At 63.4% G+C, this 25,268-nt stretch carries 22 protein-coding genes; 11 read left to right on the plus strand and 11 right to left on the minus strand.

Annotated elements, in window-relative coordinates; all coding sequences use genetic code 11:
- Window positions 1–62 precede the first annotated feature (62 nt).
- Window positions 63–1,043, minus strand: coding sequence for a LysR family transcriptional regulator (locus U5805_RS07755; protein WP_322102881.1), 981 nt, complete (start codon window positions 1,041–1,043; stop codon window positions 63–65).
- A gap of 190 nt (window positions 1,044–1,233) precedes the next feature.
- On the opposite strand from U5805_RS07755, the gene U5805_RS07760 reads away from it, so the two are divergent.
- From U5805_RS07760 to U5805_RS07770, 3 genes are all read left to right on the plus strand, one after another.
- Window positions 1,234–3,420, plus strand: a complete 2,187-nt coding sequence (locus U5805_RS07760) for an FUSC family protein (protein ID WP_415914555.1) — start codon at window positions 1,234–1,236, stop codon at window positions 3,418–3,420.
- 166 nt (window positions 3,421–3,586) lie between these two features.
- Window positions 3,587–3,790, plus strand: a complete 204-nt coding sequence (locus tag U5805_RS07765; RefSeq protein ID WP_322102883.1) for a hypothetical protein — start codon at window positions 3,587–3,589, stop codon at window positions 3,788–3,790.
- A 172-nt stretch (window positions 3,791–3,962) separates the two neighbouring features.
- Window positions 3,963–5,495: an acetyl-CoA hydrolase/transferase family protein gene (locus U5805_RS07770; protein WP_322102884.1), complete on the plus strand. Its 1,533-nt coding sequence runs from the start codon at window positions 3,963–3,965 to the stop codon at window positions 5,493–5,495.
- 61 nt (window positions 5,496–5,556) lie between these two features.
- Here U5805_RS07770 and U5805_RS07775 read toward each other — a convergent pair whose 3' ends face one another.
- Window positions 5,557–5,808: a GlsB/YeaQ/YmgE family stress response membrane protein gene (locus U5805_RS07775; protein ID WP_322102885.1), complete on the minus strand. Its 252-nt coding sequence runs from the start codon at window positions 5,806–5,808 to the stop codon at window positions 5,557–5,559.
- 202 nt (window positions 5,809–6,010) lie between these two features.
- Window positions 6,011–6,718, minus strand: coding sequence for an MgtC/SapB family protein (locus U5805_RS07780; RefSeq protein ID WP_322102886.1), 708 nt, complete (start codon window positions 6,716–6,718; stop codon window positions 6,011–6,013).
- Between the two features lie 232 nt (window positions 6,719–6,950).
- Between U5805_RS07780 and U5805_RS07785 the strand changes: the two genes are divergently transcribed.
- The 6 genes from U5805_RS07785 to U5805_RS07810 all read left to right on the plus strand — a co-directional run bounded on the left by U5805_RS07785 (window position 6,951) and on the right by U5805_RS07810 (window position 16,635).
- Window positions 6,951–8,015, plus strand: coding sequence for a LysR family transcriptional regulator (locus U5805_RS07785; protein WP_322102887.1), 1,065 nt, complete (start codon window positions 6,951–6,953; stop codon window positions 8,013–8,015).
- A 234-nt stretch (window positions 8,016–8,249) separates the two neighbouring features.
- Entirely contained in the window at window positions 8,250–11,504 is a 3,255-nt protein-coding gene (locus U5805_RS07790) for an efflux RND transporter permease subunit (RefSeq protein ID WP_322102888.1), read from the plus strand.
- Window positions 11,505–11,548: 44 nt separating this feature from the next.
- Entirely contained in the window at window positions 11,549–12,796 is a 1,248-nt protein-coding gene (locus U5805_RS07795; protein WP_322102889.1) for an efflux RND transporter periplasmic adaptor subunit, read from the plus strand.
- On the plus strand, window positions 12,793–14,346 hold the full coding sequence (locus tag U5805_RS07800; protein ID WP_322102890.1) for an efflux transporter outer membrane subunit: 1,554 nt from the start codon (window positions 12,793–12,795) through the stop codon (window positions 14,344–14,346). Before U5805_RS07795 ends, U5805_RS07800 begins: the two co-directional genes overlap by 4 nt.
- Window positions 14,347–14,509: 163 nt before the next feature.
- Window positions 14,510–15,199 carry a heavy metal response regulator transcription factor gene (locus tag U5805_RS07805; protein WP_322102891.1) on the plus strand — a complete coding sequence of 230 codons (690 nt, stop codon included), beginning with the start codon at window positions 14,510–14,512 and terminating at the stop codon, window positions 15,197–15,199.
- Window positions 15,196–16,635, plus strand: coding sequence for a heavy metal sensor histidine kinase (locus U5805_RS07810; protein WP_322102892.1), 1,440 nt, complete (start codon window positions 15,196–15,198; stop codon window positions 16,633–16,635). Before U5805_RS07805 ends, U5805_RS07810 begins: the two co-directional genes overlap by 4 nt.
- A 30-nt stretch (window positions 16,636–16,665) precedes the next feature.
- On the opposite strand, the gene U5805_RS07815 is transcribed toward U5805_RS07810, so the two are convergent.
- Window positions 16,666–17,757, minus strand: a complete 1,092-nt coding sequence (locus U5805_RS07815) for an AI-2E family transporter (RefSeq protein WP_322102893.1) — start codon at window positions 17,755–17,757, stop codon at window positions 16,666–16,668.
- A gap of 129 nt (window positions 17,758–17,886) precedes the next feature.
- Complete coding sequence (locus U5805_RS07820; RefSeq protein WP_322102894.1) at window positions 17,887–19,044, minus strand: metallophosphoesterase; 1,158 nt, start codon at window positions 19,042–19,044, stop codon at window positions 17,887–17,889.
- Window positions 19,045–19,455: 411 nt separating this feature from the next.
- On the opposite strand from U5805_RS07820, the gene U5805_RS07825 reads away from it, so the two are divergent.
- Window positions 19,456–19,788 carry a hypothetical protein gene (locus U5805_RS07825; protein WP_322102895.1) on the plus strand — a complete coding sequence of 111 codons (333 nt, stop codon included), beginning with the start codon at window positions 19,456–19,458 and terminating at the stop codon, window positions 19,786–19,788.
- 111 nt (window positions 19,789–19,899) lie between these two features.
- Window positions 19,900–20,496 (plus strand): alpha-ketoglutarate-dependent dioxygenase AlkB, encoded by a 597-nt coding sequence (locus U5805_RS07830; protein ID WP_322102896.1) that lies wholly within the window; start codon window positions 19,900–19,902, stop codon window positions 20,494–20,496.
- Between the two features lie 223 nt (window positions 20,497–20,719).
- Here the strand turns inward: U5805_RS07830 and mdcH are convergent, their stop codons facing one another.
- The 6 genes from mdcH to U5805_RS07860 are packed head-to-tail and all read right to left on the minus strand — an operon-like array spanning window position 20,720 to window position 25,265.
- On the minus strand, window positions 20,720–21,670 hold the full coding sequence (mdcH, locus tag U5805_RS07835) for a malonate decarboxylase subunit epsilon (protein WP_322102897.1): 951 nt from the start codon (window positions 21,668–21,670) through the stop codon (window positions 20,720–20,722).
- Entirely contained in the window at window positions 21,667–22,344 is a 678-nt protein-coding gene (locus tag U5805_RS07840) for a malonate decarboxylase holo-ACP synthase (protein ID WP_322102898.1), read from the minus strand. The genes mdcH and U5805_RS07840 overlap by 4 nt, the downstream gene beginning before the upstream one ends.
- The gene (gene mdcE / locus U5805_RS07845; protein WP_322102899.1) at window positions 22,344–23,156 is read right to left on the minus strand and encodes a biotin-independent malonate decarboxylase subunit gamma; all 813 of its coding nucleotides are present in this window, start codon (window positions 23,154–23,156) and stop codon (window positions 22,344–22,346) included. Before mdcE ends, U5805_RS07840 begins: the two co-directional genes overlap by 1 nt.
- Window positions 23,153–24,034, minus strand: coding sequence for a biotin-independent malonate decarboxylase subunit beta (locus U5805_RS07850; protein WP_322102900.1), 882 nt, complete (start codon window positions 24,032–24,034; stop codon window positions 23,153–23,155). Before U5805_RS07850 ends, mdcE begins: the two co-directional genes overlap by 4 nt.
- The gene (locus U5805_RS07855) at window positions 24,031–24,345 is read right to left on the minus strand and encodes a malonate decarboxylase subunit delta (RefSeq protein WP_322102901.1); all 315 of its coding nucleotides are present in this window, start codon (window positions 24,343–24,345) and stop codon (window positions 24,031–24,033) included. The genes U5805_RS07850 and U5805_RS07855 overlap by 4 nt, the downstream gene beginning before the upstream one ends.
- On the minus strand, window positions 24,333–25,265 hold the full coding sequence (locus U5805_RS07860) for a triphosphoribosyl-dephospho-CoA synthase (RefSeq protein WP_322102902.1): 933 nt from the start codon (window positions 25,263–25,265) through the stop codon (window positions 24,333–24,335). The genes U5805_RS07855 and U5805_RS07860 overlap by 13 nt, the downstream gene beginning before the upstream one ends.
- Between the last annotated feature and the right edge of the window lie 3 nt (window positions 25,266–25,268).

The raw sequence follows: 25,268 nt of genomic DNA on the forward strand, positions 1-25,268 counted from the left end.
TGGAAGAACAGGCCGCCTTGAATGGGCGGCTTTTTTACATCACCACGATACGAATCAAGTCCTCATCGTATCTCGGGAACACTCTCCAGACTTTCTCCCTCCACATTCTGCTCCTGCGTTAACTCTTCCAGCAAAGCCAGGTCGCGTGCAATGACCTGTGGAAGATGCGCGCGCAGAAATTCCACCCACGTCTTCGTTTTTGCATCGACAAATTTGCGCGACGGATAAAGCGCATAGACATTTGTCTTTTGCAGTTTGTGATGCGGCAACACGCGAACGAGCGTGCCGTTGCGCAAGCCCTCGATCGCGGCATACACCGGCAACACACCAATGCCCATGCCCTCGCGTATCGCGACCGCTAATGATTCGGCGATATTCACCTGCACCGGACCATCGACATGCATTTCGATACTGCCTTCCGGGCCCTCGAGTGTCCATTCGTGCGCAGGAAACGCAGGAGTCCGAAGAATCAGGCATTCGTGGTGCGTAAGATCGGCGGGCAGACGCGGCGCTCCGTGCGTATGCACATATCCCGGAGACGCGCAGAGGATGCTGTAAGTCGAACCCAGTTGATGCGAAACGAGATCGGAATTGGGCAGCGACGACGCCGTAACCACTGAAACGTCGCTGCTTCCCTCGAACAGATCGGGCATACGCTGCGAAAGCGTCAACTCGACCGTAACCTCGGGATGCAATGCGCGGTAGCGCGAAATGGCGGGCAATACATATTGCTGCCCAATACTCGCGAAACTGTGCATACGCAGCGCTCCGGCAGGGCGCTCATGCGCACAACTGGCCTCTTCCTCGGCGCTACCCACGTCGGCGAGAATCTGCGAACAGCGCTTCAGATATCGCTCGCCGGCGGGCGTGAGTGCGAGCCGTCGCGTCGAGCGATTCAACAAACGGGTGCGTAAGTGCGCTTCGAGTTCCGATACGGCGCGCGACATCGCACCCGTCGTTGAGTTCAGCGATTGTGCCGCGGCCGTGAAACTGCCTGCTTCCACGACGCGAACGAACACTCGCATATTTTGTAACGTATCCATCAATCCTTCTTGTTCGACATAGAAACGATATTGTCCGCTTCGCCGCCGTCCTCATTGTTGAGTGATCTGGAAGAGACGTTTTGCCGCCTTCCAGTTAATCCGTTTCTCTGACGCTTCTACAATCGGCGGCAGTCGATGTGGGTGATCCGCATTGCTCCCACTTCCCAAAACCCGGGCGTAGTACGTTTTCATGAGCCGTCATTCTGCGATTCATCGACAAGGCGATGCACGTCGGCGTATGGAAATCGTATGGCGCGCAGTGCGGAGAGCCGCTCGCGACTGGCGCGCCACCCATGGCGCGATCTGGCTGCACCTGTCGAAAACGGTCATGGCGGTGTTGCTCGCAATGGGCATCTCGATGGTGCTCGATTTACCGCAACCCCGCATCGCGATGACGACCGTATTCGTACTTATGCAGCCACTTTCCGGCATGGTGTTCGCGAAGAGTGTGTATCGCATCGCGGGCACCGCGGTCGGCATGATTGCGGCGGTGGTGCTTGGCGCGGTGTTCGTGCAGCAGCCCGAGCTTTACATACTCGGGATCACGGGATGGGTGGCCGCGTGTACGGCCGCAGCCATGCGGAATCGGCATTTTCGGTGGTACGGTTTCGTGCTTGCCGGCTACACGGCAGCGCTAATCGGCGTTCCGCTCGTGATGCAGCCCAACGAACTCTTTCTTGCTGCACTTGGGCGCGGAGCGGAAGTCGCCGTTGGCATACTTTGCTCGGGCGTGGTCAGTGCCGTGATCGTGCCCCGGCAAACCGGCTCAGTGCTCGCATGCACGTTACGCGTTCGTTGTCTCGATTTTACTGCGTTCGCGTCGGCGGTGCTGGCTCGCCGGCTCGAAAAGGACGCTTTTGAAGGGCGATTTGCACGTCTTGTCGATGACGTGGTCGGCTTCGAGGCGACGCGTGCTTTCTCATTTTTCGAAGATCCGACGACGCGTTTGCGCACCGGCGTGCTCGCGCGGCTGAACGCCGAGTTCATGGATGCATGCGCGCGGCTTCACGCGTTGCGTCAGCTACTCAAGCGCTTGCACTGGCATGGCGTGTCGCTCGCGCTGCTTACGCCGTGGTTCGACGAGCTTGCGGCATTGCTCGCACAGCGGCCACGCGCTAACGAATGCGATCGCGATTACGCACAACGTCTCGCCGATACGCTCGATGCATTTCAACGCACGTTGCCGCGCAACGTACGCGAGACCCGTCGCCCGCTCGAACACGCGCACCCCGAAGCCTTGCCCGACTTCGATACGTCTGCCGAACTCATCTACCGCTTCACCACCGAGGTCGTGCGTTATGCCCGTACATGGGCGTCGCTGATGTCGCCGGGCCATGCGCACGTGCCCTCTGTTGTGCGCTATCTTCCGCGCACCAGTTGGTATGTGGTGACGTTCACGTTTGTGCGTACCGCTGCGGTGATCGCGGCGCTGGGCTGGTTCTGGATCGAAACCGACTGGCCGAGCGGCGGCCTGGCGGTGATCGCCGCCGCGCTTACCTGCGCGCTCACTTCGGCGGCGGCGAATGCCTCCCGCATGGCGGCGCAGATGTCGCTCGGCGCCGCAGCCGCAACCGCTGTCGGTTACGCGTACACGTGTTACCTCTATCCCAACGTCGACGGCTTTCCGTTGCTTTGCGCAGCGCTCGCGCCGGTGCTCGCAGCAGGCGCCTTTCTTGCCACGCGCGCGCGTAGCGCCGGCTATGGCGTCGGCTTTTCGGTGTTCTTCTGTCTGCTTGCTGGGCCTGACAACGTCATCGTCTACACGCCTGATCTGTTGATCAACAATGGCATTGCCGTGGTTACGGCGATGCTGGTCGCGGCGCTGGCCTTTGCCGTGATCTTTCCGCCGCATATGTCGTGGCTCGTCGAGCGCATGTGCGCGGCATTGCGTGGCCAGGTGGTGCTCGCGTGTACGGGCGAGCTTCGCGGACTCGGTCAGCGCTTTCAATCGGGCACGCACGACTTGATGCACCAATTGCGGCTGATACTGAGCGGACATCGCCGCGCGCATCGGCGCGCATTGCGATGGATGCTCGTTACGCTCGAAGTAGGACATGCCGTTGTCGATTTGCGCGACGAAGCGAGGTCGGCAATATGGCTCGATGCAGCCGACGCCAGATGGACACCAGCACTCGACCGCGCGAGAGAAGCCATTGCGCGTCTTTTTGCGCGCCCCGACGGCATGGCGCTGCGGCGCGCACTGAGCGCCGTTCGCGCGGCAACCTGGATCGCACAGGAGGCACTCGACGCGAATCACGGCGACCGGGAACGGCGCCACGGCGCGCAACGCATTCTCAGTCACCTGCACTTCATTCGCAGCGCTTTACTCGACCGCGACGCGCCGCTCGGCGTGATTGCTCGTCGCACATCGGGATGATGCGAATAATCGAATCCGTTTTTTAAAACGCAATGGGAATTAGCGCTTTAATTGATCTTGCTAAAACCTGGAAATATGCCTTCCATCGCGACTCATTAATTTATTCCCACCTGGGGCATATAGTCACATCGTCGCGTTGCGATTCCCGTTAGTACTGGAGAGTAAAATGAAGTCTGTGAAGATCGCTGTTGTTGCTTGTTCGCTGTTTGCCGCCGGCACCGTCTATGCACAAAACGAAGCCCCGGCAACGAACGCCTCTCAACACGTTGCCCAAAACGCCAACGCACCGGCGCAAACCTCCGCCAAGCCGGCAAAGCACGACGAATGCGTCGGACCTGCCAGCTTCTGCAATATTTATTTCGGTAGCTGAGTCGAATCGAGCCGGCCATGTGCGGGCCAACTATGTGCCGCGACGCCTTCATCGGGTGCCGCGGTTTTGCGCATTGTGGATGTGAGAACGCTTGCGAGATTCGCAACGTACGCGCGTCAATGAGAGAGACCTGGAACAGGCGCGGCGATCAGAGAGTTTGTGGAGACTGAAGATGTACGAAGACCGTATTCGTTGTGCCGCATTGCGCGGAAAAATCACTTCGGCTGCCGAGGCGGCTCAACTCGTGCGCAATGGCATGCGCGTCGGTGCAAGCGGCTTTACGCGCGCGGGCGACACGAAAGCCGTGCCCATCGCGCTCGCCCGTCGCGCACGCGAGGAGAAGGAACCGCTGCGAATTACCCTCATGACGGGCGCTTCGCTCGGCCACGACGTCGACCGCGTGCTGACCGAAGCGGGCGTGCTCGAACGGCGCTTGCCGTTTCAGGTCGACGCAACCTTGCGTCAAGCCATCAATCGCGGCGAAGTCATGTTCGTCGATCAGCATCTTTCCGAAACGGTGGAGATGTTGCGTGCGAATTTGCTCGGCAAACTCGATCTCGCGATCATCGAAGCCGTGGCGATTACCGAAACCGGCGCAATCGTTCCCACGACTTCGGTCGGTAATTCGGCGAGCTTCGCGATTCTCGCGGAGAAGGTGATCGTCGAAATCAATCTCGCGCAACCGCTCGCGCTAGAAGGTCTTCATGACGTGTGGATTCCCGGCCGGCGCCCGCATCGCGACCCGTTGCCGATCGTGCGCCCGCAAGATCGCGTGGGTACGCCGGCAATCGAAATTCCGCCCGAGAAAATTGCCGCCATCGTCATCACGAACCAGCCGGATAGTCCTTCCACCGTTCTGCCCGCCGACGACGAAACCGCGCGCATTGCCGGACATCTGATCGAATTCCTGCAACACGAAGTGAAGCACGGCCGCATGAGCGCGCAATTGCCGCCGCTTCAGGCCGGTATCGGCACGATCGCGAACGCCGTGTTGTCGGGTTTCGTGAATTCGCCGTTCGAAGCGCTCACGATGTATTCCGAAGTGCTGCAAGATTCCACGTTCGATCTGATCGACGCGGGGAAAATGGTGTTTGCGTCGGGGGCATCCATGACGCTTTCCGCGTCGCGTCAGGCGCAAGTGCTTGCCGAACTCGACCGCTATCGCGACAAGCTCGTGCTGCGGCCGCAGGAAGTGAGCAATCATCCCGAAGTGATTCGCCGTCTTGGCCTCATTGCGCTCAATACCGCGCTCGAATGCGACATTTACGGCAACGTGAATTCCACTCACGTCGGCGGCACGCACATGATGAACGGTATTGGCGGGTCGGGCGACTTCGCACGCAATGCGTCGTGCGCGATCTTCGCAACGAAGGCCATCGCGAAGGACGGCCGTATTTCGAGCATTGTGCCGATGGTGCCGCACGTCGATCACAACGAGCACGACGTCGACGTGATCGTGACGGAACAAGGACTTGCCGATTTGCGCGGGCTCGCGCCGCGCGAACGCGCCGCACTCGTGATCGACCGGTGCGCGCATCCGCTTTATCGTGATCTGCTGCGCGATTACTATCGCGATGCATTGAAGATTGGCGGTCAAACGCCTCACGATCTGGCGCGTGCGTATGAAATGCATTTGCGTTTTAACGCATCGGGTTCGATGCTGCCGGAAGCCGGCGGCAGCGGCGGCCTGGTCGCCAACGCGTAATTGTTGAGACGTAAAAAAACGGGAGCGCGGCTCCCGTTTTTTATTTCAGCGATATGAACCGCTACGCTCGTCGCACAAGACGAATGAGAAACAGCAGAATCACTGCGCCAATAATAGCCGTGATGATCGAGCTGATCATGCCGGTGCCGATATGAATATGCAGCAGGTCGGCGAGCCAGCCGCCGATAAACGCGCCGACAATGCCGACGATGATATCGACGATCAACCCGAAGCCGCCGCCCTTGACGAGTACGCCTGCAAGCCAGCCAGCAATTGCGCCGATGATGAGCCAGGCAATGATGCCATGTTGCATGTGAGAGCTCCCTTGTATGCGTGAACGAGTCACGGTAAATGGAGCTTAGTGCAAGGGCGGGAACGCGTCCACGAATTGACGCCGAAATTGACAGTTCTTGAAAACTGATGCGGACAGTTAAAAAAACGCAATGAAAAAGAAATGAATTCGTAATGATTGGTATGAGCAATAGCCGCCCGCATTCGTCGAATGAAAAGCAACGTTATTCGGGTGCGACTTCGGTTTCGGCCGCGGTCCAACTCACGCTCGACACGCCTTTTTCCATGCTCAACCGGCTGGCCATCTGTTCGAGCTTCGCTTGATATTTAGGGTGCAGTCTCATGGTTGCCGTCACGCGCAAACGTTGCGGCTCGCCGGACAAATCTTCGCTCGTCAGGCTTTGAAATGACAGCGGCGTCGAATACATTGAATTCGATAGCACCGTGCGAATGTGGACTTCGTCTTCCTCGCGGCACACCACGGTCAATACGTAACCGCGTATGAGATCGGCGTTGGAAACCGGCGTTGCGTTGATGATGCGGCTGACTTCGCGCAGCACGGTATTCGTCAACAGCACGACGCCCGTGCCGGCCAGCGCGGGAACGTAGTGGCCCGCGCCGCACAGCACGCCAACCGCTGCCGAGCACCACAGCGTGGCCGCCGTGTTGATGCCCTGGATCGACCCCTTGTCGCGCATGATGACGCCGCCGCCAAGAAAACCCACTCCCGAAACCACATAAGCGGCAATTTGCGTGACGCCGGTCGATCCATTGCCGGTCAGCACGCCGAGCGTGACGAACAGGCACGCGCCGCTCGCGACGAGCGTAATCGTGCGCAGGCCCGCCATGCGTTGGCGAATCTGCCGTTCGAGTCCGATGGCGACGCCGCAAGCGAATGCCGCGAAAAGGCGCAAGGCGAATTCGAAAGTCATCGTTTTGTCATGTGGCCGCGGGCCGTGCGAGAGAGCGGCGATGCGAGCGCAAATTCATGCGAAAAGCGTGCCGGGCGTGCGTCGGGCGCGCGGTGGATCATACGCCGGACAAGGCGCTGCGCCAAGCTGTCAACGCCGCCATGTTGAAGTCAGCGTCGGGCCACGGCGCGTGCGCCACACTGTGCGCATAAGTGGGAATGGCAAAAGCCGGGCGATCAAAGAGGAGTTGCTGATGGATACGCTGCGCAACATGCGGGTCTTCGTGCGGGTGGTGGAATCGGGTAGTTTTACGCGTGCCGCCGCGAGCGAAACGATGACGACGGCGCAGGTGTCGCGCGCGGTCACCGACCTCGAATCGCGTCTGCGCACGCGCCTCCTGAATCGCACCACGCGGCGCATGTCGCTGACCGAAGCGGGCGAACGCTACTTTCAGAGTTGCAAGCGCATTCTGGGCGACATCGAGCAGGCCGAGGCGGAGGCCGCCGCGGCGCATGCGAATCCCGCCGGCAAATTGCGCGTGTATGGTGGCACGAGTTTCGGTCAGCACTATGTCATGCCTTTGATCGCGCGCTATCAGCAGCACTTGCCGGAAGTGTCGGTCGACCTCACGATTGCCCAGGAGATGCCCGATATCATCGAGGAAGGCTTCGACGTGGCCGTGGTCGTGGCGGCCGAGCTGGAAGATTCCGCGTTGATTTCCCAGCATTTGGGCAGCACCGCCGCCATTCTCTGCGCATCGCCGGCCTATTTGCGCGCGCGCGGCGTGCCGAAGTCGTTCGACGATCTCGAGGTGCATACGTGCTTGCATCTCACCGATTCGAGCTTGCCGGCAGGGCAGTGGGTTTCGGAAGGGCCGCACGGCGAAACGTTTCGCCATACCGGCGTGACGCCGTTCCAGGTGAACAATCCCGAAGCGCTCGCATTGGCGATACGCGAAGGCATGGGCATCGGCCCGTTGCCGGTGCCGGTTGCCTTGCCCGGTCTCGTCGACGGCACGCTCGTGCGCGTATTGCCCACGCACCGGCTGCAAAAGCTCAATATCTACGCGCTCTATGCATCGCGCCGTTATATCGACGCGAAGATTCGTACCTTTGTCGAATTCCTGCGCGAAAAGGTGCCGCTCGTGCTCGACGAGCAGGAGGCAGCGCTTGCCACGCCGGAAACGCCGGTGCGGCGTCATCTCGACGCCGCGCAAGCCAGCGGACACGGCGCCCGTCCGCGTGAATCGCGCGAAAGTCGCGGCACGCGCACCAGTCGCGACCTACGCGAACAAGAGCGGCTCCGACTCGTGAATTGAAGTAGTTAATGCAATGCAGCGTCCGCTTGCGAATACCTTAACGCGGCGGCGCTTTTTCAAAGCCTAGGCGGCACTTTCTCCGCGCGCCCGCGCACTTGCCGCATGATCGAGTTATTGCCTGTCGGTTTCGTCATATTGTCGCCAGCGACATGCCATTGCGCTTGCCTATGATGCGGCACCGCAGATGAGTGCGTTTCCGTCTCAACCCTCGCCTGAGTTGTCCGAAACACCGACATGTGGATTGTCAATCTCGCGCTGAAGCGGCCCTACACGTTCATCGTCATGGCCATCATGATCGTGCTGGCCACGCCGTTCGTGCTGATGTCGATGGCCACCGACGTGCTGCCCAACATCAACATTCCGGTCATCAGCATTATCTGGACGTACACGGGCTTTTCAGCGAAAGACATGGCCGACCGCATCACGTCGGTCAACGAACGCAGCCTCACGACCACGGTGAGCAACATCGAGCACGTCGAGTCGCAATCGCTGCCGGGCATTGCCATCATCAAGCTTTTTCTTCAGCCGCATGCGAGTTTGCAAACCGCAATTGCGCAGGCGGTGGCTTCGGAGCAGGCACAAGTCAAGCAGATGCCGCCGGGTGCGACGCCGCCGCTCGTCATCAGTTATTCGGCATCCAGCATTCCGGTGATTCAACTCGGTCTTTCGAGTACGTCGATGAGCGAACAGGCGCTGGCCGACGTGGCAATGAATTTCCTGCGCCCACAACTCATTACGATTCCCGGCGCGCAAGTTCCCTATCCTTATGGCGGCAAGACGCGGGTTATTTCCGTCGACATCGACACGCATTCGCTGATTTCGAAAGGACTCACGCCCGCCGATATCGTCAACGCGGTCAACGCGCAAAATCTGATCTTGCCGACCGGCACCGCGAAGCTCGGGCAAACCGAATATCGCGTGGACACCAATGCGTCGCCCGACACCATTGCCGGTTTGAATCGCATTCCCGTGCAGACGATCAACGGCGCGACCACGTATCTTGGCGACGTCGCGCACGTGCGCGACGGCTTCACGCCGCAAACGAATATCGTGCGCCAGGACGGCCAGCGCGGCGTGCTCATGTCGGTGCTCAAGAGCGGCGACGCCTCCACGTTGCAGGTCGTGGGCGCATTGAAAAACCTGTTGCCGAAGGCGCGCGAAACGCTGCCGAGCAATCTCGTCATCAAGCCCTTATTCGATCAGTCGATTTTTGTTTCCGCCGCGGTGCAAGGCGTGGTGCGCGAGGCGTTGATCGCCGCCGCGCTGACCGCTGCGATGATCCTGCTTTTTCTCGGCAACTGGCGCAGCACGCTCATTATTGCGGTGTCGATTCCTCTGTCGATTCTCGCGTCGATCATCGCGCTTTACGCATTGGGCGAGACGATCAACATCATGACGCTGGGCGGTCTGGCTCTCGCGGTCGGCATACTCGTCGACGACGCGACCGTGACGATCGAAAACATCGAGCGTCATTTGCATTTAGGCTCCGACCTGCACACGGGGATACTCGAAGGCGCCGGGGAAATCGCGGTGCCCGCGCTCGTTTCCACGCTCTGTATCTGCATCGTGTTCGTGCCGATGTTCTTTCTCACCGGCGTGGCGCGATTCCTCTTCGTGCCGCTGGCCGAAGCGGTCGTGTTCGCGATGGTCGCGTCGTATGTGCTCTCGCGCACGCTCGTGCCGACGCTCGCCATGCTGCTATTCGAAGGACACGACCCTTCGGCGCACGCGAAGCAAAACGAGTCGCGCCCGTTCTTCGCCAACATTCATTGGCGCTTCAATCACGCGTTCGAACGCGTGCGCGCGAATTACATTGCACTGCTGAGCGTATTGCTCGCGCGCCGCCGGTTTTTCGGCGTGTCGTTTCTCGCGTTCTGCGTGCTCTCGCTCGGGCTGATTTTCTTTCTCGGCCGGGACTTCTTTCCGACTGTCGATGCGGGCGATATTCGCCTGCATATGCGTGCGCCCACAGGCTTTCGCATCGAGGAAACCGCGCGGCTTGCCGATGAAGTCGAACAGGTCATACGCGAAGTGGTGCCGCCCGAGCAACTCGACACCATCGTCGATAATCTCGGTTTGCCTTATAGCGGTATCAATCTCTCGTACAGCAATGCGGGAACGGTCGGCACGCTCGACGGCGAAATCCAGATCGCACTCAAAGACGGCCACGATCCTTCGCTGACTTATGTCGACAAGCTCAGAACGTTGTTGCCGCAGCGTTTTCCGGGCGTGGAGTTCTTCTTTCAACCCGCAGACATCATCACGCAGATTCTCAACTTCGGTCAGCCCGCGGCGATCGACGTGCAAGTGGTGGGCGCGAATCTCGGCCAGAACATGACGCTCGCCAGCGTCTTGCTCAAGCAGGTTCGGCAGTTGCCGGGCGCCGTGGACGCGCATATCCAGCAACGCAACGACGAACCGGCGCTCATGCTCGCGATGGACCGCACGCGCATGCAGCAATTGAATTTGAGCCCGCAAAACGTGGCCCAGGATGTGTTGATCGCGCTTTCCGGCAGTTCACAAACCTCGCCGGCGTTTTGGGTGAGTCCGCAAAACGGCGTCGAATATCCGTTGGCCGTGCAAACGCCGCAGTATCGCGAAGCTTCGGTAAACGAACTGATGGGCACGCCCGTTTCGGCGCACGAGACCACGGCAAACGGCCCGCTTCAACTCGTGAGCAATCTCGTGCAACTGAAGCCGCACGACGGCCCGGCCGTTGTTTCGCACTACAACATTCGCCCCGTGATTGATTTGCTGGTGAGCGTGGAGGGCAGCGATCTCGGCTCGGTGGGTGCGCATATCGACAGCATCATCAAGCAGGCGCAAGCGCATGCGCCGCGCGGGACGACCATCACGATGCGCGGGCAGATCGACACCATGCGATCTTCGTTCATCGGCCTCGGCGTGGGTATCGCGATGGCGGTGGTGCTCGTGTATCTGCTGATCGTCGTGAACTTTCAATCGTGGGCGGACCCGCTCATCATCATCAGCGCGTTGCCGGCCGCGCTTGCCGGCATTGCATGGATGCTGTTCATCACCGGCACGCACCTGAGCGTGCCCGCGCTCACGGGCGCGATCATGACGGTGGGCGTGGCGACGGCCAACAGCATTCTCGTGGTCGCGTTCGCGCGTCAACGGCTCGCCGACGGCGCGAGTCCGCTCGCGGCCGCGCTCGAAGCGGGCGCCACGCGTATTCGTCCCGTCTTGATGACGGCGTTCGCGATGATGATTGGCATGATGCCGATGGCGCTCGGTCTCGGCGAAGGCGCGGAACAGAATGCGCCGCTCGGGCGCGCGGTGATCGGCGGCTTGCTGTTCGCCACGGTCTCCACCTTATTGTTCGTACCACTAATGTTTGCAACGGTGCATACACGGCTCGCGCGGCGGACTGCCGCCAAACGCGAGCGGCAGTCGCAAGCGCAGTCGCAGGGGCAGTCGCGGAGACAGTCGCAAGCAGCGCCGAAGCGCGATGCCGAGCGCCGCGACTGAGGCAAACGCCGCGTCATACCGTTACTCCAGAACCGGCCGAAGACATGAACGAACCTCATCACCATTCATCTCTCGACATCTCCGTGAGCGGCGAGCAAGGCCTGGATTTGCCGGCGCGCGGGCAGGCGGGCAAGCGCGCGCGTCTTGCCGTGATCGTCGTGGCATTGCTGCTTGCGGCAGGCGCGACTCGCACTATCGTCTCGAACCTCATGAGTTCGCATCATCTCGTCGACGTCACGAAGCAGAACGCAAAGCAGTACGTGAGCGTGGTGCAGCCCAAGCCCTCCGGCGCGGACGGTCGTCTCGTGTTGCCGGGCACGTTGCGCGGTTATGTCGAAGCGCCGATCTACTCGCGCGCGAACGGCTACGTGCGCAAATGGTATGCGGATATCGGCGCGCATGTTCGGCAAGGGCAGTTGCTCGCCGATATCGACACGCCCGAGATCGATCAGGAACTCGCGCAGGCGCAGGCGCAACGCGATCAGTCCGCATCGACGCTTTCGCTCGCGAAGACCTCGTTCGATCGCGCGCAGCAATTGCGCCAACGCGACGCCGTTTCGCAGCAGGAACTGGACGATCGGCAAGGCGCGTATAACCAGGGGCAGGCGAATCTTGCCGCCGCCGATGCGAATGTGCGCCGCCTCGCCGAGATGAAGTCGTTTCAGCGTATCGTCGCGCCCATCACGGGCATCATCACGCAGCGCAATGTCGATATCGGCGATCTCGTGAACGCGGGCAACGGCGGCGCGGGGCATGCCCTTTTCGCCATTGCGCAGTCGGACCCGCTGCGCCTTTATCTCGACGTGCCGCAAACCTACGCGCAGCAAGTGACCGTTGGGGAGCACGTCGGCGTGAGCGAGCAGGAGATGCCCGGCGTCACGTTCGACGGCACGGTCACGCGCACTGCGCAAGCGATCAATGTGGCGACGCGCACGTTGCAGGTCGAAATCACGCTGCCGAATCACGACGGCAAACTCTTGCCTGGCGCTTACGTGCAGGCCGCCTTGCACACCGACTCGAAGGGCTTGCTGACGGTGCCCGGCAACACGCTGCTGTTCCGCGCCGAAGGCCCGCGCCTCGCGGTGGTGGACGCCAACGGCAAGATCAAGCTCAAGGCCGTGGAGATTGCACAGGATCTCGGGCAAACGCTCGAAATCGGTCATGGCATCGACCCGGGCGACCGCATCGTGGTGAATCCGGGCGATTCGATTGCCGACGGCGATACAGTCGTGGTCGTGCCGCAAAACAAGGCCGGCGCGGGGCACGAAGCACCGAAGCGGAGCGCGACGTGAGCCACGCGCCAAAATACGCAGGAGGACTGACTATCGTCGTACTGCTGCTTTCCGCGTGTACGGTCGGCCCCGACTATCGGGCGCCGCAAACGGCGAGTCCGGCCGCATGGCGTGTCGATCCCGCCGATGCGTACTGGCACGCGGCGCAGCCTTCGCATGCGCAGCTCGATCAACCGTGGTGGAAAGTTTTCGACAACGACGAACTCGACGGGCTCGAAACCGATGCGCTTGCCGGCAACCAGACGTTGCGCGTGGCGGCCGCGCATTACGCGCAGGCACGCGCGACGCTCGCTTCTGTGTCGTCGCAACAGAGTCCGCAGGTTTCGCTCGCGGGGGGCTTGGCGCGCGAACGCATTTCGGCGAACCGGCCGTTGACGAACTACGCGGTGCCGAGTGAATCGACGGTGCAAAACGATATTCAGGTCGGTCCGACCATCAGTTACGAACTCGATCTGTTCGGCCGCATCCGGCGCATGGTGGAGTCGGCGCAGGCTTCGTCGCAGCAGGCCGGCGACGACCTCGCGAACGCGCGCCTCGTGCTCACCGCCGAACTCGCGACCGACTACTTCGCGCTGCGCGAACTCGACGACGAGATCGACGTCGTGAATCGTTCCGTCGCGTTGCAGCAAAAAGCGCTCGATTTCGTGAACGCGCAACATGACCTGGGCGCCGTGTCGGGGCTCAATTTATTGCAGCAAAAGGCGCAACTCGACGCGGCCAGAACGCAAGTGCATCTGCTGGAGAATCAGCGTCAGCAAAATGAGCATGCCATTGCAGTGCTGGTCGGCAAGCCCGCGCCCGAATTCTCCATTGCTCCCGGGGCTGTGCCGCTGCCGGTGCCCGCGCTGCCCACGGGCTTGCCCAGCGAATTGTTGCAGCGGCGCCCCGACGTGGCTTCGGCGGAGCGTGCGATGGCCGCGGCCAACGCGCAGATCGGCGTGGCGCGCTCGGCGTACTTTCCCGACCTCGCGCTGTCGCCCACGCTCGGTTGGGAATCGACGCGTTTCGGCGGGCTTTTCTCGGTGCCGAGCCTGATGTGGTCGGTCGGCGCGACGGCGGGCGAAGTGCTGTTCGACGGCGGCAAGCGCGCGGCGGGCGTGGATTACGCGCAGGCGGGCTACGAGTCGGCGCAGGCGTCGTATCGGCAAACCGTCCTCACGGCCTTTCAGGAGGTGCAAAATGCGGTAACGGGGCTTTCGGTGCTCGAACGCGCATCGAGCGACGGTCAGGCTGCCGTCGACGACGCGCGCAAGTCGTTCGATCTTGCGAACGACCGCTACCAGGGCGGCCTGGTGGCGTTTCTCGACGTGCTCAACGCGGAGCAGCAGATGCTCACGAGCGAGCGCCAGGAAGTGCAGATTCACGGCCAGCAGGTCGCGACCGTCGTGTATCTCGCGAAGGCGCTGGGCGGCGGCTGGAGCGCCGGCGACCGCGAACTCGCATGCAGCGCGGGAACGTGCAGCGAAAAACCGGCGGCACAGGAAAGCATGAAAACGGGCGCGGCGCAGCAGCCGGGCAGCGCGCCCGAAACGGCGGCATCGTCGGACTAGCCGCACGGCGGGGCCGATAACGAGGCATAGTAGAGCCATACACCGTGGCGTGAAAGGCGCGTGAGGTGAAGCAAGCGGCCACGAGCCGCAACGGGCGTTCGCGGCGCATCAGGGGAAGCGCGCGAAACCGCACCGTCTGGCACGCGCGATAAGGAGGGCGGGCATGAAAGTATTGGTAATCGAAGACGAGCGCAAGGTCGTGGACTATTTGCGCAGCGGACTCACGGAACAAGGCTGGATCGTCGACGTGGCGATGGACGGCGAAGAAGGCGCGTGGATGGCCACGGAATACGACTTCGACGTGATCGTGCTCGACGTGATGCTGCCGAAGCTGGACGGCTTCGGCGTGCTGCGCGCGGTGCGCGCAAGGAAGGATACGCCGGTCATCATGCTGACCGCGCGCGACCGCGTGGACGACCGCGTACACGGCTTGCGCGACGGCGCCGACGACTATCTGACCAAACCGTTTTCGTTTCTCGAACTCGTCGAACGACTGCGCGCGCTGACGCGCCGCGCACGCGCGCAGGAGTCGACGCTCATTTCAGTGGGCGATTTGCAGGTCGATCTGATCAGCCGCCGCGCGACGCGCGACGGCGTGCGCCTCGATCTCACCGCGAAGGAGTTCCAGTTACTTTCGGTGCTCGCACGCCGTCGCGGCGAGATTCTCTCCAAGACGCTCATCACCGAACTCGTTTGGGACGTGAATTTCGAAAGCAATGCAAACGTGGTGGAAACGGCCATCAAGCGGTTGCGCGCGAAGCTCGACGGCCCGCACGCGGCCAAGCTGCTTCACACCATACGCGGCATGGGTTACGTGCTGGAAATGCGCGAAGACGGAGGCCAGTTGTCATGAAGCGCTCGATCTCGCTGCGCTTGTCGGCGATGTTCGCGGCGGTCTCGCTCGTGGTGTTCACGCTCACGGGCGCGGGACTCTTTTTCCTCATGCAGGGGCTGCTTTTCAACGAGTTGCGCGAGACGCTCGACACGCGTGCGCGCATCGCGAATCTGATCGTTGCGCATGCACCCGACGAACAGAGATGGGCCTTCGTGCAGGAGAAGCTGCGCGATCTCTCGCCGGCGGACAGTCCCATGCATTACTACGTGGAAGGCCCCGATCCGCGTTTTCGCTTCGGCACGCCCATTGTCGGCAAGGTCAGGGGCAACGTGGGGCCCAATCATCTGATCGTGCGGCCGCCGGGTTGCGATTACGATGTGATCGTGTCGACGTACACGATTCCCGCCAGCGGCGACCGCCCCGAGGTGAAGCTCGTGGTCGGCAGCGACTGCGTGCGCACCGAAGGCATGCTGCGGCGCTTCGGTGTTGCATTGGGCGTGCTCATCGCGCTGTCGACGATCGCCGTGGCGCTGCTGAGCCGCGCCGTCACGCGTTTCGGTCTTGCGCCGCTCAGGCGGCTGTCGCGCGAAGCCATGCAACTGAGTCCGTCGAATCGGCGTCAGCGTCTGCACGCCGACGAATTGCCCGAGGAATTGCACGAACTCGCCACGTCGTTCAACGGCGCGCTCGAACGGCTCGATAAAGCCTACGAGCGGCTCGAGTCGTTCAATGCCGATGTCGCGCACGAGTTGCGCACGCCGGTGAGCATTCTGATCGGCCAGACGCAGGTGGCGCTAACGCGTGACCGTTCCGTCGAGCAGTTGCAGCAAACCATGCAATCGAATCTTGAGGAGTTCGAACGATTGCGCGTGATCGTCAACGACATGCTGTTTCTCTCGCGCAGCGATCGCGGCGAACGCGCGACCGAACTCACGGAAGTGTCGCTGCGCTCGGAGATCGAACGCATGCTCGACTTCCTCGAAATGCCGCTCGAAGAAGCGCAATTGCGCGTGGAAGTGCATGGCGACGCGAGCGCGTGGGTGAATACCTCGTTGATCGGCCGCGCGGTCAGTAACCTGTTCGTCAACGCGATCCAGCACTCGTCGCCGGGCACGACGCTACAGGCGACCGTCGCGCCGCAGGACGGGCACGTGGAAATTGCCGTGTCGAATCCGGGCGAGCCGCTCGATCCGTTCGTGCGCGAGCATATCTTCGATCGCTTCTATCGCATTCAGGAAGCGCGCTCGAACAGTCACGAGAACCACGGGCTTGGCTTGTCGATCGTGAAGGCCGTTGCGGAGATGCACGGCGGCACCGTGTTCGTGCGCAGCGCGGACGGCATCAACACGTTCGGCTTTTCGGTGGCGATTGCCAGCGCCGGGGCGGCCATCGCGCCCGAGCCAGGCATCATGCGGCAAGGGCGCGCGGGACTGCCCTTGCACGTTTCGCCCTGAAAACAAGGGCTGTTTCGTCGGGCGCGGCGCTCAGACCGGTTCGTCCTCGACGTCGGTGCTTTCGTTTTCGGAGGTGTGCTGATCGCGGCGCAGCAAGTCCCAGCAACTGATGAATAGCGCCGCGATCAACGGCCCGATCACGAATCCGTTGATGCCGATGAGCGAAATGCCGCCGAGCGTGGAGATCAGCACGACCCAGTCGGGCAGGCGCGTGTCCTTGCCGACCAGCACCGGGCGCAGCACGTTGTCCACCGTGCCGATCACCACCGAGCCGAAAATCGCGAGGCCGATGCCCTTCGCGAGCGCGCCGGTCGAAATGAAGTACACGGCAATGGGCGCCCACACGAGCGCGGCGCCCACGGCGGGCAAGAGCGACAGCACCATCATCACGAAACCCCACAGCAGCGGGCCTTGAATGCCGAGCACCCAGAGCGCGAGTCCGCCGAGCGTGCCTTGCACGACGGCCACGGCCACGTTGCCCTTCACCGTCGCGCGAATCACGGTCGTGAATTTGCGTATCAAATGCAGTTTGTGCTGCTCGTCGAGCGGAATGGCGTCGCGAATGAGGCGCGAAATCTCGCGGCCGTCGCGCACGAGAAAGAAGAACAGATACAGCATCACGCCGAAACTCACGAGAAATTGCAGCGTGTTTTGCCCGAAGGTGAACGCCCGCGTGGCGACGAACTGGCTGATTTGCGCCGCGCCCGCCGAAAGCCGCTGTTGCAGTCCCGGCAGATCCATGAGGTCGTAGCGCGCGAGCAGATTCTGGATGGACTGCGGCAGCGCATGCACGATCTGACTGAAATACGCGCCGATGTCGAGACTGCCGCCGCGCACTTGCGCATACGCGGAAGCCACTTGCTGCACGAGCGTGCCCGCGACCAGCGTGAGCGGAAAGATCACGATGAGCAGGCAGGTCGTCAACGTGATGAGCGCCGCGAGATTGCGCCGGCGCCCGAGCTTCGCCACGAGCCGCCGCTGTACCGGCTGAAAGATCAGCGCGAGAATGGCGCCCCATAGCACCGTGCTGAAAAACGGTGCGAGCACGAAGCAAAGCGCGACCGAAACGGCGAACAGCATGAGGTAAAACGAAGTCTGATGCAGATGCTTGTTGCCTTCCATGAGCGGTAGGCTCCTCGGTAGATTCGTCGTGATACGGGCGGTTGCCGCCCCATGATACCGGCAAGCGCATGCGGGCAAGCGCACGCGTGGCCGCCGCCGCATGCGCGGCGACGTTTCGCCGCGAAGCGCTCAGCTCGCGCCGACAAGCCGCACGCGCGTGATTTCCGAAGGCGCGCCAAGGCGCTTCGGCGGTCCCCAGTAGCCGGTGCCGCGGCTCGTATACACCCACAGGCCGTCGAGCTGATCGAGGCCCGCCGTGAACGGCTGTTGCAGGCGCACGAGGAAATTCCACGGAAAAATTTGCCCGCCGTGCGTGTGGCCCGAAAGCTGGAGCGTGAAGCCCGCGTCGGCGGCGGCGTGCGCGCTGCGCGGCTGATGCGCGAGCAGTACGCGCGTGTCGACGTCCTCGGGTGCGCCGCGCAAGGCGCCCGCGGGATCGCTCCGATGCGCGGGATCGAAATGCCCGCCCGAGAAGTCGGTGACGCCGGCCAGCACGAGCCGCGCGCCTGCATGTTCGATCACGACGTGCTGATTCATCAACACCGTCAGGCCGATGCGGCGAAACTCGGCAACCCATTCGTCGGCGCCCGAATAGTATTCGTGGTTCCCCGTCACGAGATAGACGCCGTGACGCGCGTGCAGCGTGCCGAGCGGCGCGGTGTGCGCGGCAAGGTGCGCCACGCTGCCGTCGACGACATCGCCCGTGATCGCGATCATGTCGGCGTCGAGCTGATTCACGGCGCGCACGATCGCTTCGACGTAACCGTGCTTGATCGTCGGTCCCACGTGGATGTCGCTCAGTTGCACGATCGTGAAGCCGTCGAGCGCGGCGGGCAGGTCGCGAATCGGCACGTCGACGTTGCGCACGCGCGCGCGCCGCCGCGCATTGAAGAAGCCCACGCCCGCCGCCACGAAGGCGAGCACGACCACGGCGGCCGCGCTATCGGCGCGCCACACGGCGAGGTCGATGACGTTGGCCCAGAGCGCGGCAACGGTCATGGCCGAGGCGAGCACGATGTCGCGCACGATCGTCAGCATCAGCAGCGACGAGAAAAAGCCCATCGCGAGCATGCCGATCCACGCGAGCCAGTCGCCGAGCGGCTGGCGCTTGAAGCGGCGCGCGAGCATGCCAGGCGGAATGAACAGCACGGAAAGCACGAGCCAGAGCACCGCGATCCACTTGCCCGCGGCGGGAACGGGCAACTCGGGAATCAGGCGGAAGCCGACATAAGCGTGCAGCAACACGCCGATGGCGATGAAGCGGACCAGAAACGAAAGTCGGGGCATGGCGGCGATGGGATGAAGTGGCGCGCGCGAAGCGAATGCGGCTGTCGCTACTGTGGTGGATGGGCGGACCGGCGCGGCGTAATGCGATGCATTCTACCGAGAGCGCAGAGATCGTGCCGGATCGTCGCCGGAAGATGTTGCGGCGCGCCATCGCGTGGCTGGCCTCGGCGCTATCCCTACGTTCCTGTGTGTATGCAGCGACGCTGGCGCGCCTCGCGCGTGCGCGCGGCATCGCAACAATCGGCGCGACGGCCACGGGGCGCACGTTCCGCGCGATACGGTTTTGCGCTGCGGATAAAGGACGTCGCGAACGTTCGCGGCGGTCTATTAAACGTCCATTGAATCACCCCGCGCGATGAACTATGCTCGAAATGAGGCCCGCGCGGTACGGGCGCTCTGGGGAGACGGGTCATGAAAATCGTCAAGCCGCTTGCTCATGAACATCATGGGCTCAATGGTCGTCATGTCGGGTACGAAGGCAGTCACGTCATGCTGCCGCTGGTTGTGCTCTCGATCATGGCCGTGATCGTGTATGTTGCGGTCAAACGCATCGACATGCTCGACATCGGCCGCAACGCTTTGTTCGGCGTCGTGATGCTGTTCGTCGCGCTGGGCATCGCCGGCCTCTTCGGCGTAGTGGGTGCGTGGCTGCGCTCGCGCACCACTGAAGATGCGCCGGAAGGCTTTTGCTTTGTCGGTGCGTTGATCGGTGCGGCGGTCTTTTACATCGCGCTGCTGACCTGACGCGCGCCGCCGGGTGCGGCCGATGAAACCGCAAGGCGCGCGGGCTCGCGCCATGCGACACTGTGCGTTCCCTGTGCTTCCTTCGCACGTTATCGGCGTTTTTTGCCCGCGATGTTCGATCTCTTCGACGATACCCCGCAACCCGACGTGGTTTGGCACCCCGCGTGGCTCGCGCCGCACGCTGCCGCCGATGTGCTCGCGCGCATCGTGGCCGAAACCGGCTGGCGCCAGGAACGCATTCGCACGCCGGGCGGCTGGGTGGACCAACCGCGCTTGACCGCATGGCAAGGCGATGCGGGCGCCATCTACGTGTACTCGGGCATTCGTAACGAGCCGCAGCCATGGACGCCAACAGTCGGCCGTCTGCGCGACGCCATCTCCGACCTTTGCGGCGTGCGCTTCAACAGCGTGCTGCTCAACCGTTACCGCACCGGGACCGACAGCATGGGCTGGCACGCCGATCACGAACCCGAACTCGGCCCGGAACCGGTCATCGCGTCGCTGAGCCTGGGCGTCGCGCGCCGCTTCGATCTGCGCCACAACCAGACGGGCGTGGTTCGGTCGTTTCGCCTGATGAGCGGCAGCTTGCTCGTGATGCAGGGAAAAACGCAATCGGAATGGCGGCATCGCGTACCGAAGGAACCGACGATCTCCGGCGAGCGTGTGAATCTCACGTTTCGCGTGGTTACGACAGGTTATCGGAAATAGGCCGTATGTTCGATGTGAGATAACGGACGTTGACTGATGGCTTGCCGGTTATGCATTGGCGCTAAATTTGCGATAAGACTTTATGCGCATAAATGCGCGCGCTGCGGCGGCGGCTCCTGAAAGCGTTTCAAACGCCGCTGACGATTTCCGCTGCCGAAGTCCTTGATTCGCTAACGGTTCGAGCGGCTACGACCGCAAGCGGCAAGCGGCAAGCGGCCGAACCTCAGCCCTCCTTGCCCAGCCGCCTTTTGACGATCGCAGTCAAGCGCTCGAGCGAAACGCCCGACGCCGCGACCGCCGTGACATCGGAAGCGGCATCGGCATAGTGCTCGCGCGCGATATCGGTGAGCACCTGGCCGGGTGGCGCTTCGACGAATACGTTCGCGCCAGATTCGACCATGACCGTGAGCGCGTCGAACCAGCGGACGGTGTAGCGCATGTTGGTGGCGAGATCGGCGCGAATGGCGTCGCCGGTGTGGAGCGGGCGGCCGCCACGATTGTCGACATACACGCCGCGCGGCGCCTGAAACGGAATGCCGCGCGCGAACTCAGTGAGCGCTTCGGCGGCATTGGCCAATAGTTCGCAGTGCGAAGGAACCGAAACCGCGAGACGCTGCGCCTTGCGCGCGCCGGCCGCGAGCGCGCGCCTGGCGAAATTGTCGAGCGCCGCATCGGCACCGGCCACGACGATCTGGCGCGGCGCGTTGACGTTCGCGACGTAGACCGCGCCGTCGTTTTCCCGCGCGCTGATTTCCGCGAGCGTTTCGATCTGCGTTTCGCTCAAGCCGGCAATTGCGCTGAGACCGTAACCCGAAGGCCACGCGTTTTCCATCAATTCGGCGCGTTTGCGCACCATGCGCAGCGCGTCGGCGAATGCGAGCGATCCGCAACTCACCGCCGCCGCGTAGGCGCCCACGGAAAGCCCCGCGCTGAATCGCGGCACGAGTCCTTCATGCGCGAGCGCGCGGGCCACGGCCACGCCCGCGACCGTGAGCCCGATCTGCACGGCGATGGTGGAGCGCAATGCGTCGGCGGTGTCGAGCGTGAGCACGTCGATGCCGAGTATCGCCGACGCCTCGTCCAGCGTCGCGCGCACCGCGTCATGCGGCGGCAAGCGGTGGAGAAAGTCCGCGTCTTGCGCGCCTTGGCCGGGAAAGAGCAGGGCAAGCGTCATGGCGCACGCCAGGGATCGGCGACGAGTTGCGCGCCGCTGCTTGCGCGCGCGAGCACGCGCGCCTTTCCGGCCGCGAGTTCCGCGAGCGCCACGCCGCCGGCGGGCGTTTCCAGTTGTGCGTCGATGCGCGTGCCCGCGCGGCTGGCGGCGAGCAGCAGCGTTTGAGAAAGCGCTTCGATCGCCGGCCGCTCAAGACGGCGCGGCGTGCGAATCAGAATGTCCAGATCGCTCGATTCGGTCAGCGTGCCCGTTTGCGTGGCGAGTTCGAAACCGGCACTGCCGGTCGGCCCCCAAACGAAATCGCCGAGCGCGGACGGCGTGCGGCGTAGCATTGCGAGTGCAACGAATGCGGGCAGCGCTTCGCGCTCGGGCGCCGCAGTTCGGTCGACGAGATTTTCGGGGCCTAAAATTACTTCGACATCCTGAATATTGATCCATGCGCCGAACCGCTGCGCGCGCGTGGCGCCTCGCACACCCACGGCGATAAATCCTTCCGCCGCCTGCGAGCGCCGCACGACGACCCACGGCGCACGCCTCATCGCATCGCGCACCCATTCCGGCTCGTCGCCCGATGACGCGAGATGCGTCACGCGCAACAGATCGTGCGCGCGCCAGCGCACGTCGCTTACGCGCGGCGCGTCGGCGGAGAAGGGCGGCGCGGCGCACGGCTGCATCAACTGGCGTCCCACTGTTGCGCGAGCCGCTTGCGCACTTCGATCGACGCCGCGCGCGTGCGTTGCGCGGACTCGCTCTGCAAGCGATGCGCGAGGCCGCTCGCATCGGCGCGCGCCTCGCGCACTTTCTGCGCGAGCACGTTGCGCACGCGAGCGATTTGCGCGTCGCTGGGCGCGTCGGCGTTCACGTCCTGGATCAGTTCGTCGAGCAAGCCGAGCTTCGCGAACGACGCCATCGAATACGACATCGGCACGATCTTCTCGCCGAGCGCATCGAGATCCTCCACGCTGCGCCGCGTGACGCGCGCGGCCGCCTCCTTGCCCATCGCATGCACCATCGTGCCGGGCGCGTCGAGCGCGACGATGCGGTTCGCCTGATAGCCGTGCGCGAGGAACGCGCCCGACATCGCCGGGCCGACGATCAGCGCGACCACGGGATGACCCGCGAGCCGGGCGCTCGCATACGCGTCCACGGCCGCCGCGCACGCGAGATGAACGCCGAGCATTTCCTCGCGATAACCGTATGCCTGACTTTTTACGTCGACGATCGCAACGATCGGACGGCGTGTGCCGCTCGCGGCGTCTTGCGCAACCGCGCCGCGCACGGCCTGCGCAAGACGCCAGCCTTGTTCGAGGCCGACCACGTTGTCGCGTGCGCGCGGAAAGCGGTTGCCGGCATCGGGCACGACGGTGATAAAGCGCGCCGTTTCGCCGTCGAGCGGTGCATCGGCGAACTGCACGCACGCGCCGTGTGCGTGGTCGCCGGCAAGCGCGCGCAGCCATGTTGCGCCGCGGCTCGTCGTGTCGTTCATGCGTGTTCTCCGCGAATGTCGAGGGGCGTCGCGGCGAAAATCGCCCGCATCGTATCGGGAGCGATGCGGGCGGGATCGACTTGCGCGAGCTTTGCCAGCGTTGCGTCGACGGCTTCGGTGCGATGCACGGCCGGCACGCCGCGCTCGAACGCCGCGCGCACGGCGGCGCGCACGTCGTCCACGGCGTCGTCGACGAGCGCATCGGCGAAACCGGTGCGCGCGCGTTGTTCGCCGCCGATCAATTGCCATACGCGGCGGCGATCGCTCGCGTCGAGTTCTTCGATGCCGGCTTCCTGCTCGATCACTTCGGGTCCGTTCATGCCGAGGCGTCCTTGCTTCGTCATCACGAGCGCGGAGCAGAGCGCGGCCGCGAGCGACATGCCGCCGAAGCAGCCGACCATGCCCGCGATCACGCCCACCACGGGCACGTGACGGCGCAATGCGACGATGGCCGACTGGATTTCCGCGATCACGGCGAGGCCGAGATTCGCTTCCTGCAAGCGCACGCCGCCGGTTTCGAACAGGATCACGGGCCGCACGAGCTTGCCACGCTCGTGGTCGGCAAGCGCGAGTTCGAGCGCCGCCGCGATCTTGCTGCCCGACACTTCGCCGATACTACCGCCCTGAAACGCCGACTCGATCGCGGCCACCACGGCGGGTTGTCCGTCGATGGTGCCGCGTGCGATCACGGCGCCGTCGTCGGCCTGGCAAACGATGCCTTGCAACGGCAGCCACGGCGATTCGAGCCGGTCGAACGGACCGAGCAATTCGCGGAACGTGCCCTTGTCGAGTATCGCGGCCGCACGTTCGCGCGCCGTGAGTTCGATGAAGCTTTCACGCAGCATCGCGCCTGGCGCAACATGATCAGGCGTACTCATGAATTTTCTCCTTGCGCGGTGTCCTGCGCCGCTTCCACCGCTTCGGCGAGCCGTAACGCGACCACGCCCGGCGTCGCGCCGAAGTCGTTGATCTCGATGAGGGCCGCGCCGTCGAAGCGCGTGAAGAATCGGTCGAGCACGCTCTTCCAGATATGGCTGTAGCCGTCCACGCTCGTGTGGACCACCACGTGCGCCTGCATGTCGTTCGCGGGTTGCAACAGCACTTCGAGATCGCCCGAGCCGACCACGCCCACGTGCGCGCGCGCCGTTACGGCCCGTTGCGCGGGATAGTCGAAATTCAGTTGTTCCATGTAACCGTCCTTCCGCCGATGCGGTGCTGAACCAGTGTGTCGATGAAAAGCGTTGCAGCGAGCAGATCGGCCGCACCGCCCGGCGAGGCGTTGAGTGCGAGCAATTCGCGCTCGAGCGCGTCGAACGCGGCGCGGCCCGCCTGCGTGGCGATGCCGCCGGCGTCCAGCACGCGTCGCGCGCCGCTTTGCGCCGCTGCGCGTCCCGCGAATCCGGCTCGGTGCAGCACGCAGGTGTCGTCGAGCGAAGCCATGATCGCGAGCAGCGCGTCGACGCGCGCATGCGCTTCGTCGCTGCCTTGCGCGCGCGCCGCGAGCAGCGCGGGCAAGCCCGCTTGCATCAGATGCGGGAAGCCGTCTTGCGCTTCGCGCCGCGCGCCGCCGACGTTGTAACGTTCGCGCACGCGTGCGCCGTTGCTCGCCATGGGCTGCGCGAGCAGATCGTGGAAACGCGCGATATGCGCGGCCGTTTCGCAGATACGCCGCGCGTATGCCGTTTCGTTTTCGCCGATAACGGGCGTTTGCGCGATCGTTGCGCCCGCAACCAGCAGCCCGACGATCCAGATCGCGCCGCGATGCGCGTTGCTGCCTTGCGTCGCGCGCATCATCGCGGCTTCGCCGGAGCGGCCGATGCGCGCGAGGTCGGTGCGCAACGCGGTGCCAGGCAGCGCGCCGCGCGAAGCGCGCGCGAGCGCTTCGAACGTGGGTTCGAGCGCATGCGCCGACCGCAGCATGGTCGCGAGATCGAGGTCGGTGTGCGCGCCGTTGCCGCGCGCATCGACGAGCGCGGGCTTAGGCGTGAGGCGCGCTTCGTCGATCAGCGCGTTACGGGCGAAGCGCGCCAGTTGCGCCGCCTCGCCGAAAGGCGCGGGCGCACAAGGCGCGGACCCTTGCGCGAACGTGTCCAATGCGAGCGTGCGCATCGT

The sequence above is a fragment of the Paraburkholderia sp. J41 genome (assembly GCF_905220235.1).
Taxonomy (GTDB): Bacteria; Pseudomonadota; Gammaproteobacteria; order Burkholderiales; family Burkholderiaceae; genus Paraburkholderia.

Bases quoted from the DNA above. Each gene is read 5' to 3' on its own strand.
- U5805_RS07795 (WP_322102889.1), top strand. From the start codon at position 11,549: ATGAACGAACCTCATCACCATTCATCTCTCGACATCTCCGTGAGCGGC.
- U5805_RS07775 (WP_322102885.1), bottom strand. From the start codon at position 5,808: ATGCAACATGGCATCATTGCCTGGCTCATCATCGGCGCAATTGCTGGC.
- U5805_RS07830 (WP_322102896.1), top strand. From the start codon at position 19,900: ATGTTCGATCTCTTCGACGATACCCCGCAACCCGACGTGGTTTGGCAC.
- mdcH (WP_322102897.1), bottom strand. From the start codon at position 21,670: ATGACGCTTGCCCTGCTCTTTCCCGGCCAAGGCGCGCAAGACGCGGAC.
- U5805_RS07790 (WP_322102888.1), top strand. From the start codon at position 8,250: ATGTGGATTGTCAATCTCGCGCTGAAGCGGCCCTACACGTTCATCGTC.
- U5805_RS07855 (WP_322102901.1), bottom strand. From the start codon at position 24,345: ATGGAACAACTGAATTTCGACTATCCCGCGCAACGGGCCGTAACGGCG.
- U5805_RS07815 (WP_322102893.1), bottom strand. From the start codon at position 17,757: ATGGAAGGCAACAAGCATCTGCATCAGACTTCGTTTTACCTCATGCTG.
- U5805_RS07770 (WP_322102884.1), top strand. From the start codon at position 3,963: ATGTACGAAGACCGTATTCGTTGTGCCGCATTGCGCGGAAAAATCACT.
- U5805_RS07810 (WP_322102892.1), top strand. From the start codon at position 15,196: ATGAAGCGCTCGATCTCGCTGCGCTTGTCGGCGATGTTCGCGGCGGTC.
- U5805_RS07850 (WP_322102900.1), bottom strand. From the start codon at position 24,034: ATGAGTACGCCTGATCATGTTGCGCCAGGCGCGATGCTGCGTGAAAGC.
- U5805_RS07805 (WP_322102891.1), top strand. From the start codon at position 14,510: ATGAAAGTATTGGTAATCGAAGACGAGCGCAAGGTCGTGGACTATTTG.
- U5805_RS07840 (WP_322102898.1), bottom strand. From the start codon at position 22,344: ATGCAGCCGTGCGCCGCGCCGCCCTTCTCCGCCGACGCGCCGCGCGTA.
- U5805_RS07820 (WP_322102894.1), bottom strand. From the start codon at position 19,044: ATGCCCCGACTTTCGTTTCTGGTCCGCTTCATCGCCATCGGCGTGTTG.
- U5805_RS07765 (WP_322102883.1), top strand. From the start codon at position 3,587: ATGAAGTCTGTGAAGATCGCTGTTGTTGCTTGTTCGCTGTTTGCCGCC.
- mdcE (WP_322102899.1), bottom strand. From the start codon at position 23,156: ATGAACGACACGACGAGCCGCGGCGCAACATGGCTGCGCGCGCTTGCC.
- U5805_RS07825 (WP_322102895.1), top strand. From the start codon at position 19,456: ATGAAAATCGTCAAGCCGCTTGCTCATGAACATCATGGGCTCAATGGT.
- U5805_RS07755 (WP_322102881.1), bottom strand. From the start codon at position 1,043: ATGGATACGTTACAAAATATGCGAGTGTTCGTTCGCGTCGTGGAAGCA.
- U5805_RS07760 (WP_415914555.1), top strand. From the start codon at position 1,234: ATGAGCCGTCATTCTGCGATTCATCGACAAGGCGATGCACGTCGGCGT.
- U5805_RS07780 (WP_322102886.1), bottom strand. From the start codon at position 6,718: ATGACTTTCGAATTCGCCTTGCGCCTTTTCGCGGCATTCGCTTGCGGC.
- U5805_RS07860 (WP_322102902.1), bottom strand. From the start codon at position 25,265: ATGCGCACGCTCGCATTGGACACGTTCGCGCAAGGGTCCGCGCCTTGT.
- U5805_RS07785 (WP_322102887.1), top strand. From the start codon at position 6,951: ATGGATACGCTGCGCAACATGCGGGTCTTCGTGCGGGTGGTGGAATCG.